Annotated in this window: 8 protein-coding genes and 4 tRNA genes; 7 read left to right on the top strand and 5 right to left on the bottom strand. The window is 60.6% G+C overall.

Annotated elements, in window-relative coordinates:
* Positions 1–315: 315 nt before the first annotated feature.
* Together R2E40_RS00145 and pyk are read left to right on the top strand one after the other, a co-directional pair.
* Complete coding sequence (locus R2E40_RS00145) at positions 316–1,653, top strand: MFS transporter (RefSeq protein ID WP_016348889.1); 1,338 nt, start codon at positions 316–318, stop codon at positions 1,651–1,653.
* Between the two features lie 67 nt (positions 1,654–1,720).
* Complete coding sequence (gene pyk / locus R2E40_RS00140; protein WP_318164463.1) at positions 1,721–2,800, top strand: pyruvate kinase; 1,080 nt, start codon at positions 1,721–1,723, stop codon at positions 2,798–2,800.
* A gap of 4 nt (positions 2,801–2,804) precedes the next feature.
* On the opposite strand, the gene R2E40_RS00135 is transcribed toward pyk, so the two are convergent.
* The 5 genes from R2E40_RS00135 to R2E40_RS00115 all read right to left on the bottom strand — a co-directional run bounded on the left by R2E40_RS00135 (position 2,805) and on the right by R2E40_RS00115 (position 3,958).
* Positions 2,805–3,314 (bottom strand): RICIN domain-containing protein, encoded by a 510-nt coding sequence (locus R2E40_RS00135; protein WP_166464675.1) that lies wholly within the window; start codon positions 3,312–3,314, stop codon positions 2,805–2,807.
* 185 nt (positions 3,315–3,499) lie between these two features.
* Positions 3,500–3,576 (bottom strand) — tRNA-Pro (locus R2E40_RS00130).
* A 73-nt stretch (positions 3,577–3,649) separates the two neighbouring features.
* A tRNA-Leu gene (locus tag R2E40_RS00125) sits at positions 3,650–3,735 on the bottom strand.
* 20 nt (positions 3,736–3,755) lie between these two features.
* Positions 3,756–3,831, bottom strand: a tRNA-His gene (locus R2E40_RS00120).
* Between the two features lie 50 nt (positions 3,832–3,881).
* Positions 3,882–3,958, bottom strand: a tRNA-Arg gene (locus R2E40_RS00115).
* A gap of 260 nt (positions 3,959–4,218) precedes the next feature.
* Here R2E40_RS00115 and R2E40_RS00110 point away from each other — a divergent pair.
* The 5 genes from R2E40_RS00110 (at position 4,219) to gorA (ending at position 12,533) form a co-directional block, all read left to right on the top strand.
* Positions 4,219–4,782, top strand: a complete 564-nt coding sequence (locus R2E40_RS00110; RefSeq protein WP_016348886.1) for a TetR/AcrR family transcriptional regulator — start codon at positions 4,219–4,221, stop codon at positions 4,780–4,782.
* 32 nt (positions 4,783–4,814) lie between these two features.
* Positions 4,815–5,921 carry an efflux RND transporter periplasmic adaptor subunit gene (locus tag R2E40_RS00105; protein ID WP_011704066.1) on the top strand — a complete coding sequence of 369 codons (1,107 nt, stop codon included), beginning with the start codon at positions 4,815–4,817 and terminating at the stop codon, positions 5,919–5,921.
* Positions 5,922–5,936: 15 nt separating this feature from the next.
* Positions 5,937–9,017: a multidrug efflux RND transporter permease subunit gene (locus tag R2E40_RS00100; RefSeq protein ID WP_049045638.1), complete on the top strand. Its 3,081-nt coding sequence runs from the start codon at positions 5,937–5,939 to the stop codon at positions 9,015–9,017.
* Positions 9,018–9,139: 122 nt separating this feature from the next.
* The gene (locus R2E40_RS00095) at positions 9,140–11,107 is read left to right on the top strand and encodes an ATP-binding protein (RefSeq protein ID WP_171279904.1); all 1,968 of its coding nucleotides are present in this window, start codon (positions 9,140–9,142) and stop codon (positions 11,105–11,107) included.
* 76 nt (positions 11,108–11,183) lie between these two features.
* Entirely contained in the window at positions 11,184–12,533 is a 1,350-nt protein-coding gene (gene gorA, locus R2E40_RS00090; RefSeq protein ID WP_130631412.1) for a glutathione-disulfide reductase, read from the top strand.
* The last annotated feature ends 14 nt before the right edge of the window (positions 12,534–12,547 follow it).

Raw genomic sequence — 12,547 nt, 5'->3', positions numbered from 1 at the left:
CATAAGGTATCAACCGGCTCACGATAAATGTGGATTATGTGCTGCACATCTAATATTCAGAAATTGGCGTCATTTTTATTTCAGGAGCCATGTTCCTGTTCTGACCCATTCTCTCTCATCAGGAAACCATTGTTATTCATTAAATATTAATAAGACAGTCAAGGCATGTCACTTTTGACTCGTGGTTTGCGCCGGATTGAGTCAGTGTTGACCCATATCCGGCTTTTTGCAGGCTGAAATTCTCCCTTCATATGATGGCAAGCGCTATCAGAGCTTCCTCTGAAACCAAGCTGCCAAATATAAACGGAGAACCCCATGTTCAACTTTTTCAAGACGCGAGCCGACCTGCCGGTCATGGATGCCTCGCCCGATAAAATCCGCTCCATTTACCGCAAGTACCAGTGGCAGGTCTTCCTGGGTCTGGTACTCGGTTACGCCATGTTCTATGTCGTGCGCATGAGCCTCAACGTGGTCAAGAAGCCCATGCTGGACTCCGGCGTGGTGACCCTGGAAGAGCTGGGGGTCATCGGCTCCGCCTTCCTGTTCACCTACGCCGTCGGCAAGTTCTCCAACGGTTTCCTCTCCGACTACGCCAACATCGGCCGCTTCATGTCGGTCTCGCTGGGGCTCTCGTCCATCTGCACCATCCTGATGGGCATGAACACCGCCACCTTCTTTCTGGTGCTGATGTGGGGCCTGAACGGCTGGTTCCAGTCCGTCGGGTCCGCCCCCTCCTGCGTCTCCATCTTCCAGTGGTTCTCCCCCAAGCAGCGGGGCTCGGTCTACTCCATCTGGGGCGGCTCGCGCAACATAGGGGAAGGCATCTCCTGGATCCTGACCGCCACCATCGTCAGCTACTTCGGCTGGAAGGCCGGTTTCATCGGCGCCGGCATCGCCTCCCTGATCGCCGCCCTGTGCATGTATCTGGTGCTGAAAGATCGCCCGCAAACCTACGCCCTGCCTGAGCCGGCCGTCGCCTTTGGTGAAGCCCCCGAGATTGCCAAGAAGGTGGACCCGGCCGAAATCCGCCGTGCCCAGCTGTTCGTGCTCAAGCAGCCCGCCGTCTGGCTCATCGCCGCCGCCTGCGCCTGCATGTACATGTCCCGCTACGCCATGAGCTCCTGGGCCGTGCTCTACCTGCAGGAGCAGAAGGGCTACAGCCTGATCGACGCCGGCTTCGCCATGTCGGCCTATCCCATCGCCGGTTTCCTCGGCGCCATTCTGGCCGGGATCATCTCCGACAAGCTGTTCAACGCCAACCGCCACATCCCGACCCTGCTCTACGGCTTGGCCAACGTGGCCGGCATGTGCCTGATGTTCTGGGGCCCGCAGAGCCGCATGATGGATGCCGTTGCCCTCGCCCTGATCGGTTATGCCATCGGCGGGCTGGTGGTCTTCCTAGCCGGTCTGACCGCCTGCGACCTGATGCCCAAGACCGCAGTGGGCGCCGTGAAGGGCTTCATCGGCCTCTGCTCCTACATCGCCGCCTCCATCCAGGAGCTGGTCTCCGCCGCTCTGATCAAGACCAGCGAGATCGACGGCGTCACCCACTACGACTTCAGCAGCGCCCAGTACTTCTGGCTCGGAGCCTCCGTGGTCTCCATGCTGCTCGCCATGACGGTGTGGAACGCCAAGAAAGTCGTCAACCACTGATCCCCGTTCAGCACAAGGGTGGCCCGTCGGCCACCCTTGTGCATTTTCCTCGCAACAGGAGCATCCCATGCGCAAGACCAAAATCATCGCCACCCTGGGCCCGGCCAGCTCATCCGCCGCCATGGTGGAGCAGCTGATCCAGGCGGGAGCCAATGTATTCAGGCTGAACTTCTCCCACGGCAGTCCGGAGCAACACCTGGCCATGGCGGCCAAGATCCGGGCCTGCGCCGCCCGCCTCGACCGCGAGATAGGCATCCTCGCCGACCTGCAGGGCCCCAAGATCCGCATCGCCAGCTTTGCCGACGGCAGCATCCGGCTGCAACCGGGCGACCCCTTCACCATCGATGCCGGCCTGGACAGCCACCAGGGCGATCAATCCCGGGTCGGTACCGACTATCCGGCGCTGACCGGCGAACTGCAGACGGGCAGCGTCGTGCTGCTGGATGACGGCCGCATCCAGCTCTGCGTGGAACAGGTGATCGACGAGCGCATCGAAACCCGGGTGCTGGTCGGCGGCACCCTGTCCAGCCGCAAGGGCATCAACGTGCTGGGCGGCGGTCTGAGCGCTCCGGCCCTGACCGACAAGGACAAGGCCGACATCCTGACGGCCCGCCTGCTCGAGGCCGACTATATCGCCGTCTCGTTTCCGCGCAGCGCCGCCGATCTCGAAGAAGCCAGAACCCTCATTCGTGCCAGCGGTAGCCGGGCGGCCATCGTGGCCAAGGTGGAACGGGCGGAGGTGGTGGCGTCAGTAGCCGCCATGGATGAGCTGATTCACGCCGCCGACCTCATCATGGTGGCGCGTGGGGATCTGGGGGTAGAGATTGGCGATGCCAGACTGCCCGGCGTGCAGAAGAGGTTGATCCGGCGCTGCCGGGCGCTCGGCCGCCCGGTCATCACCGCTACCCAGATGATGGAATCCATGATTGCCAGCCCCATGCCCACCCGGGCCGAGGTCATGGATGTGGCCAACGCCGTCATGGATGGCAGCGATGCGGTGATGCTGTCGGCCGAGTCGGCAACCGGCCACTATCCGGTAGAAGCGGTCGCGGCCATGGCCCGCATCGTGCTGGCCGCCGAACAGGAGATGGAACCGGCAGGACATGGCCTCGCGGCCAGCCACGGGGAGCTGGCCAGGTTGGCCTGACGCCCTACCAGATGAGGCTTTTCAGGTTCAGCTTGTCGAACATGCTGCCCTTGTTCTGCCATGCGAAGCTCTGGTTGGCCCCACCGAAACAGTCGGCCAACCGCAGCGGGGTACCCGGCTTGTGACGACGGCCGGCCACATCCAGACAGCGGTCAGCCTTGCTGTTGAACAGCCGATCTTCCTGCCACTGCCATTGCCGGCTCTCATCCTGACACTCGGCCATGGTCAGCTCGCTCACTCCTTTGGCCACCAGGCAACGCTGGTCAAGCTGCAAGGCACCGGCATCCCAGCTGAACTGCTGGCGGGCAGTCTGGTCACAAGGCTGGGTGATCAGCTGATTGTGGTCATTGAGGGCCACGCAGAATCCGGCATCGGTTACCAGCGCAGAAGTGGCGATACTCTGCATGGGGGCTGCCCCCATCAGGATCTCGTCGGGCTTGGGTTTGTATGAGCAGCCGCTGAGGGCCACGACAACCAGCGCCAGTGTACTGACGCGAAAAGAATTTGGGTGCATATGACATGTTGGCCTGAATTGTGTTCAATAACGCCCACTTGCCGTGGGTCTGCGTCCCAGCATACCCGAAGCGACAGCGAGAAAGTGCCAACAGAAATGTAAACAGACGTGACAGAAACCTGCGGCAGCAGGCTGGCAGAAGACAGAAAGCAAAAAACCCCGCTCAGGCGGGGTTTTTCAGAATGTGGTCGGTGATAAAGGATTCGAACCTTTGACCCTCTGGTCCCAAACCAGATGCGCTACCGGGCTGCGCTAATCACCGAGGCTTTAAAAAAAGCTTTCTTTTCAAAACACAAAGACGACCATGAACGGTCATCCTCGTCATACAGCAAGTATGGTGCGAAGAGAGGGACTCGAACCCTCACACCCGGGGGGCACTAACACCTGAAGCTAGCGCGTCTACCAATTCCGCCACCTTCGCATACCTGACAAGCTGTAAAATGGGGTGGCTGATGGGGCTCGAACCCACGACAACCGGAATCACAATCCGGGACTCTACCAACTGAGCTACAGCCACCACAGCTGTTTTCGTTCTTCAACTCGCCCGCTTAACCGGCGCACTTTTGATGGTGCGCCCGACAGGATTCGAACCTGTGACCTCTGCCTCCGGAGGGCAGCGCTCTATCCAGCTGAGCTACGGGCGCTACGCTGTCGAACGGGGCGCAATATTAATGATGGGGACCCACCTTGTCTACTATTTTTTTATCCCACAGAATCAACCGCTTGTTTTTTCATCGTTTCTGGCTTTTTTTAAGCGTTTTTGTTTCATTCAGGCTGGATCCAGCCCAGCTCCGCTACTTTTGGCTCCCCCCACATAGCAATCCGATGATGGGCAAAACTTGACTTGCCTCAAAGCCCCCCTAGAATGAATGAACGTTCATTCAGCCGTTGTGATCATCCCGTCATGAACAAGAAAGAACGCATTTTCGATGCGGCTCATGAAGTACTCGGCGAACAGGGTTTCCACGGCCTCTCCATTGCCGTGGTGGCCAAGAAAGCCAGAGTGGCGGCAGGCACCATCTATCGCTATTTCAGCGACAAGGATGACCTGATCCGCCAACTCTATCGGCACACCATCCTCCAGTGTCATCCCCTGGTCATGGAAGGCGTGCAGACAGAGGAGGTATCGTTCGAACAATTTCGGCGTTTGTGGCTCAACATCCACGCCATCTTTGTCGACGAACCGAACGCGCTCAAATGCAAATTGCAGTATGAAACGTCCCCGCTGGGAGCAGAGCTGGAGCAGGACCCGGTCATCAAGGCCGCCTGGGCCCCGCTGGATCGCTTCTTCGAACGGGGTCTGGAACAGGGTCTGTTTATCGACCTGCCCGTCCGGGTACTGCAGGTGCTGAGCCTGGATTGCGTGGCAAATATGGCGCTGCAAAGCCAGGTGCACCAATTCGAACTGACGCAAGACCAGCTGGAAGCCGTGATCCGGGCCTGCTGGCGAGCTATTTTGACCCCTTAAACATTGCACTCATATCTCAGGAGCGAGAGTTCATGAAAAAGTGGATGAGCATCATGTTGCTCATCGCGCTGGCCCTGTTCGGCAGCGTGATTGGCTTCAACCTGTTCAAGCAAAAAATGATAGCCAACTACATGGCCAACATGCCGGAGCCCGAGTTTCCGGTCACCACCCACAAGGTGGAGACCCGCGACTGGGTGCCGACCATCGAGGCCATCGGTTTCATCGAACCCAACCAGGGGGTAACCCTGTCAACCGAGCAATCCGGCACCATCGACAGCATCTCCTTCGAGTCGGGTGATACCGTCAAGCCGGATCAGCTGCTGCTGAGCCTGGATGCCAGCGTCGAGAAGGCCAACCTGCGCGCCTCCATGGCCAAGCTGCCGGCGGCCAAGGCCAAGTTCGATCGCTATCAGAACCTGTTCACCAAGGGATCCATCTCCCGCGACCAGCTGGACGACACCGAGGCGACCTATCGCTCCCTCGAGGCCGATATCGAGAGTCTGAAATCGACCATCGCCCGCCGCGAAGTGCGCGCACCGTTTGCCGGCGTAGTCGGCCTGCGCAACGTCTTCCTCGGTCAGTACCTGCAACCGGGTACCGACATCGTCCGGCTGGAAGACACCAGCGTGATGCGCCTGCGCTTCACCGTGCCGCAGACCGATATCTCCCGCATTCGCCTGAATCAGGACATCCTGATCAACGTGGATTCCTACCCGCATCGCCAGTTCAAGGGCCACATCAGCGCCATCGAACCGGCCGTCAACTACCAGAGCGGCCTGATCCAGGTGCAGGCGGATATCCCCAACAACGATGGCCAGCTGCGCTCCGGCATGTTTGCCCGCGCCAGCATTCTGCTGCCGGCCCAGAAGGACCAGATCGTGCTGCCGCAGACCGCCATCACCTTTACCCTGTATGGCGAGAACGTCTACCTGGTCAAGGAGAAGGATGGCGTGAAGCGCGTCGAACAGGTGGTGGTCAAGGTCAGCGAGCGCAAGGGCAACGATGCGCACGTGGTCTCCGGCATCAAGGCGGGTGACGAAGTGGTCATGTCCGGCCAGGTACGCCTGAGCAACGGCGCCAAAGTGAAAATCGTGCAGGACCAGGGCCTGAAGGTTCCGGACCAGGTTCCCATGCTGTAAAACGCGGAGAGACAGATGCGCTTTACCGATATATTCATCAAGCGGCCCATCCTGGCCATCTCGATCAGCTTTCTGATCGCGTTGCTGGGTGTCCAGGCCGTGTTCAAGATGCAGGTGCGGGAATACCCCGAGATGACCAACACGGTCGTCACGGTCAGCACCAGCTACTATGGCGCGAGTGCCGACCTGATCCAGGGCTTCATCACCCAGCCGCTGGAACAGGCCATCGCCCAGGCGGACAACATCGACTTCATGACGTCGTCCACCCAGCTCGGCAGCTCGACCATCACTGCCTACATGAAGCTCAACACCAACCCGAATGCGGCCCTGTCCGACATTCTGGCCAAGGTCAACTCGGTACGTTCCCAGTTGCCGAAGGAGTCAGAAGATCCCTCGGTGACCATGTCGACCGGCTCGACCACGGCGGTGCTCTACATCGGCTTTACCAGCCCCGAGCTCAACGCCAGCCAGATCACCGACTACCTGGAGCGGGTCATCAAGCCCCAGCTCTTCACCGTCGGCGGCGTCTCCAAGGTCGACATGTACGGTGGTACCAAGTACGCCCTGCGGGTGTGGCTGGATCCGGCCAAGATGGCGGCGTTCAACCTGACCGCCGCGGATGTGATGAGTGTGCTCAACAGCAACAACTATCAGTCCGCCACCGGTCAGGCCACCGGCTACTTCACCCTCTACAACGGCAATGCCGAGACCCAGGTCAACACCACCGAGGAGCTCGAGCGCCTGGTGGTGGCCACCCGTGACAGCAAGGTGATCCGTCTGGCCGACATCGCCAAGGTCAGCCTGGAGAAGAGCCACGATACCTATCGCGCTACCGCCAACGGCCGCGAGGCCGTGGTACTGGCCATCAACGCGGCGCCGACCGCCAACCCGATCAACATCGCCCACGACGTGCTGGAGATGCTGCCGAGCCTGAAGAGCAACATGCCGAGCACCATGGAGGCCAACGTCCTCTATGACTCGACCGTTGCCATCAACGAGTCGATCAGCGAGGTTATCAAGACCATCGCCGAAGCGGCCGCCATCGTGCTGGTGGTGATCACCCTGTTCCTTGGTTCGTTCCGGGCAGTCATCATCCCGATTATCACCATTCCCCTCAGCCTGATCGGGGTGGTGATGGTGATGCAGATGTTCGGCTTCTCCATCAACCTGATGACCCTGCTGGCCATGGTGCTGGCCATCGGTCTGGTGGTGGATGACGCCATCGTGGTGCTGGAAAACGTGGATCGCCACGTCAAGGAGGGGGAAGAACCGTTCCGGGCCGCCATCATAGGTACCCGTGAAATCGCCGTGCCGGTTATCGCCATGACGGTCACCCTGGCCGCCGTGTATGCGCCGATCGCCCTGATGGGGGGCATCACCGGCTCCCTGTTCAAGGAGTTTGCCCTCACCCTGGCCGGCGCCGTGTTCGTGTCGGGCATCATAGCGCTGACCCTGTCGCCCATGATGTGCGCCAAGATGCTCAAGGCCAACGAGGAGCCGGGCAAGTTCGAGAGCAAGGTGCATCATCTGCTCGACCGCATGACGGTCCGCTACGATGCCATGCTGCACGCAGTGATGCAGAAGCGCATCGTGGTGGTGCTGTTCGCCGTCATCGTCTTCGCCAGCCTGCCGATGCTGTTCAAGTTCATTCCGAGCGAACTGGCACCGAACGAAGACAAGGGCGTCATGGCCGTGCTGGGTACCGCCCCCTCCAACGTCAACCTGGACTACATCCAGGGCACCATGGAGCAGGTGAACAAGGTGCTGGACGAACAGCCGGAAGTGGCCTTCTCCCAGGTCTTTTCCGGGGTGTTCAACGCCAACCAGGCGTTCGGTATCGCCTCCATGGTGCCGTGGAGCCAGCGTGAAGCGAGCCAGAAAGAGGTGCTGGAACGGGTTGGCAAGCTGGTCGAGAACGTGCCCGGCATGTCCATCACCACCTTCCAGTTCCCGGAATTGCCGGGTGCCTCGAGCGGCCTGCCGATCCAGTTCGTCATCACCACGCCGAACAACTTCGAGAGCCTCTATCAGGTGGCTAGCGAGATCCTGACCGCAGCCCAGGGGAGCGGACGCTTCGTCTACTCCGAGCTGGACCTGCAGTACGACTCCGCCACCATGAAGATCAAGATCGACAAGGACAAGGCGGGTGCCTACGGCATCACCATGCAGGACATCGGCATCACCCTCGGCACCATGATGTCGGACGGTTACGTCAACCGGATCGACCTGGATGGCCGCTCCTACGAGGTGATCCCGCAGGTCGAGCGCAAATACCGCCTCAACCCCGAGTCGATCAAGGGCTACTACGTGCGGGCGGCCGACGGCCAGTCCATCCCGCTCGGCAGCCTGATCAGTATCGAGGTGATCGGCGAGCCGCGCGCCCTGCCCCACTTCAACCAGCTCAACTCGGCCACCATTGGTGCCGTGCTGATGCCGGGCACCACCATGGGCAACGCCATCGCCTGGCTGGATGCCACCGCCAGCGAGAAGCTGCCGCAGGGTTACCGTTACGACTACATGGGTGAAGCCCGCCAGTTCGTGACCGAAGGCAGCGCCCTGTACGCCACCTTCGCCCTGGCGCTGGCCATCATCTTCCTGGTGCTGGCGATCCAGTTCGAGTCGGCCCGCGACCCGCTGGTGATCATGGTCTCCGTGCCGCTGGCCATCAGTGGCGCACTGATCGCGCTGGCCTGGGGTGCCGCCACCATGAACATCTACTCCCAAGTGGGTCTGATCACCCTGGTCGGCCTGATTACCAAGCACGGTATCCTGATCTGCGAGGTGGCCAAGGAGGAGCAGCTGCTGCACGGTCGCAACCGGATGGAAGCCGTGATGGCCGCCGCCAAGGTGCGTCTGCGCCCCATCCTGATGACCACGGCTGCCATGATCGCCGGTCTCATCCCGCTGCTCTATGCAACGGGGGCCGGGGCTGCCCAGCGCTTCAGCATCGGCATCGTGATCGTGGCCGGTCTGGCCATCGGCACCCTGTTCACCCTGTTCGTGCTGCCGGTGATCTACACCTACCTGGCCTCCGAACACAAACCGCTACCGGTGTTTGACGAATCCATTCCGCCCAAGGCGAAAGGGAGTCATTAAAAACCGTTCTGAATCAACAAGGCCCCGTTTCGGGGCCTTGTTTTTATCACGCTAACGAAACACGACATAAGTGCATGAAGCAGTTAAACTAAATGGCAATATATCCAGACCGCAAGGACGCCATGTCAGGACTCTTCTCCAAGACCGCTAAGGCCGTCGGCCGTAACGGACTCTCATACCGCCTGCTCTCCTACATTCTGGTGTGCAGTACCGTATTGGCGATGATCATTACGGTGTTGCAGCTTGCTTGGGATTACCGCAAGGACGTGGCCGTGATCGAGGACAGCATCGGCCAGATCGAGGCTTCCTTCCTGCAACCCATCGCCGCCAGCCTGTGGAACCTGGACGAAGAGCAGGTCAAGGTTCAGATCGAAGGCATCATGAACCTGCCCAACATGCAGTTCGTGATGGTGAAGGAGATGCTCGGCAACTCGGAAGTGCCGCTGCTGACCCAGGGGGTGGAGCGGGAAAGCTACGACATCTCCCGCGAGTTCAACCTCACCTATCAGGGCGAAGTGGTGGGCAAGCTGTTCGTCGCCGCCTCCCTCGAGCAGATCTACCAGCGCCTGATCGAGAAATCGGTGCTGATCATGGTCAGCCAGACCATCAAGACCCTGGTGGTCTCGTTTTGCATCCTGATCATCATCTACTACTTGGTGGTGCGGCACCTCAACCGCATCGCCAACTATGCCCAGAAGTTCAATCTGGACCGGCTGGCCATCGAGCTGACCCTGGAGGGGCGCCCCCTGCCCCGCAAAAAACCCGACGAACTCGACACCCTGGTCGCCACGCTCAACCAGATGCGTACCCGGCTGAACGACGAATTTGCGGCGCGCCATCAGGCCGCCGAGCAGCTGCAACAGGAGCGTGACTTCTCCGCCACCCTGATCAACTCGGCCAACATGGTCATCTGCTGCATGGAGCCGGACCTCAACATCGCCAGCATCAACCCGGCAGCCATTCTGCTGACCGGCTACCACCAGCAGGAGATACTGCAGCACAACTGGCTGGATCTGTTCGTCAGCAAGGCCCAGCGCGACGAGCTGGCGGCCACCCTGGCCGATCACGGCTCCATCGAGGACAAAGAGGTCATCATGCATGACCAGCAGGGCCACGAGCTGGTGTTGCAGTGGACCTTCGCCCCCTTCTACGAGGGGCCCAACCTCAAGTATCTGATCGGCTTCGGCTACGACATCACCCGCCTCAAGAAGGTGGAGCGGGAAATCATCCAGCTCAACGAACAGCTGGAGGGCAAGGTGGTGGAGCGCACCCGCAGCCTGAGCGATGCCAACGACCAGCTGGGCAAGGCCTACGACGATCTGAAACAGGCCCAGCAGACCCTGGTGGAATCGGAGAAGATGGCCTCCCTCGGTTCGCTGGTGGCCGGCGTGGCCCACGAGATCAACACCCCCATCGGCATCAGCGTGACTGCCTCTTCCTACCTGCAGGAGCGGGTGGCCGACTTCAAGCAGCACATCGACTCCAAGCAGCTGTCGCGCTCCTATCTCACCGAATTTACCGTCAACCTCGACGAGTCCATGCAGCTGCTGCAGGGCAACCTGCGCCGCGCTTCGGAGCTGATCGCCAGCTTCAAGCAGGTGGCGGTGGATCAGTCGTCCGAGGCCCGCTACAACTTCAGCCTCGCCGACAACCTGCACCAGGTGGTGGTCTCCCTCGGCCACAAGCTGAAGAAGGCCCAGTGCGAGGTGGATATCCAGTGCGATCCCAAGCTGTCGATCTTCTCCTTCCCTGGCAGCTTCACCCAGATCTATTCGAACCTGATCCTCAACTCCATCAACCATGGCTTCGACAACTGGGACAAGCCCAAGAAGATCACCATCAAGGTGGAACAGCAGGGTGAAGAGCTGCTGATCGACTACAGCGACAATGGCCGCGGCATCCCGCCCGAGATCTTGCCGCGCATCTTCGACCCCTTCGTCACCTCCAAGCGGGGCCAGGGCGGCAGTGGGCTCGGCACCCACATCATCTACAACCTGGTGGTGCAGCTGCTGCGCGGTCGCATCAACTGCGTCAGCGAGCCGGACAACGGCGCCCAGTTCCATATTCGCCTGCCGATCCAACATAACTGAGCGCTGGCTCTTGTGAGCCAGCCGCTTTATCCCCATCATGCTGTGATTGCATTCTTAATGAGCGGAGAACCTCGCAATGGCACAGCATTTTGACTATATCGCCATCGGCGGCGGCAGCGGCGGCATCGCCTCGGCCAACCGGGCTGCCATGTACGGTAAGAAAGTTGCCCTGATTGAAGCCAAAGAGTTGGGTGGAACCTGCGTCAACGTCGGCTGCGTGCCGAAGAAGGCCATGTGGTATGCCGGCCAGATCGCCGATGCCCTGAAATATGGCGCCGACTACGGCTTCGACACCACCCTCAACCACTTCAACTGGGCCAAGCTGGTCGAGTCCCGCCAGGCCTACATAGGCCGCATTCATCAGTCCTACCAGAACGTGCTGGGCAAGAACCAGATCACCGTCATCAAGGGCTTCGCCCGCTTCGTCAGCAGCAACACCATCGAAGTGAATGGCGAGCAGTACAGCGCCGATCACATCCTGATCGCCACCGGCGGCCGTCCTGAAGTGCCGGCCATTCCGGGCGCCGAGCTGGGCATCGACTCCGACGGCTTCTTCGAGCTGCAGAGCCAGCCCAAGCGGGTCGCCGTGGTGGGGGCCGGCTACATCGCCGTCGAGATCGCCGGCGTGATGCAGGCGCTTGGCTCCGAGACCCATCTGGTGGTGCGCAAACACGCGCCGCTGCGCAACTTCGACCCCATGATCCACGAGACTCTGGTGGAGATCATGGCGCAGGAAGGGCCCAAGCTGCACACCCACGCCATTCCGAAGGCGGTGGTCAAGAACGCCGATGAGAGCCTGACCCTGCAGCTGGAAGATGGTCGCCACCTCACCGTCGACTGCCTGATCTGGGCCATCGGCCGCGTCCCGGCCACCGACAACCTCAATCTGGCTGCCGCTGGCATCGAACTGGATGCCAAGGGTTTCATCCCAACCGACAAGTTCCAGAACACCGCCGTTGCCAACGTCTATGCCGTCGGTGACAACACCGGCCGCATCCAGCTCACCCCGGTGGCCGTCGCGGCGGGCCGCCGCCTCTCTGAGCGGCTGTTCAACAACAAGCCCAACGAGCACCTCAACTACGATCTGGTGCCGACCGTGGTGTTCAGCCACCCGCCCATCGGCACCATTGGCCTGACCGAACCGGAAGCCATCGCCGAATACGGTGAAGATCAGGTCAAGGTCTACCGCAGCCAGTTCACCGCCATGTACTCGGCGCTCACCCAGCATCGCCAGCCTACCCGGATGAAGCTGGTCTGCGTCGGGCCGGAAGAGAAGGTGGTCGGCCTGCACGGCATCGGCTTCGCCATGGACGAGATCCTGCAAGGCTTCGGCGTCGCCATGAAGATGGGCGCCACCAAGGCGGACTTCGACAACTGCGTTGCCATCCATCCGACCAGCGCGGAAGAGTTTGTAACGATGCGATAAGCATGCTTGAAGCT

The organism is Aeromonas sp. CD, assembly GCF_033349375.1.
Classification (GTDB): domain Bacteria; phylum Pseudomonadota; class Gammaproteobacteria; order Enterobacterales; family Aeromonadaceae; genus Aeromonas; species Aeromonas hydrophila.
This window is presented reverse-complemented; position numbering and strand designations above follow the sequence as displayed.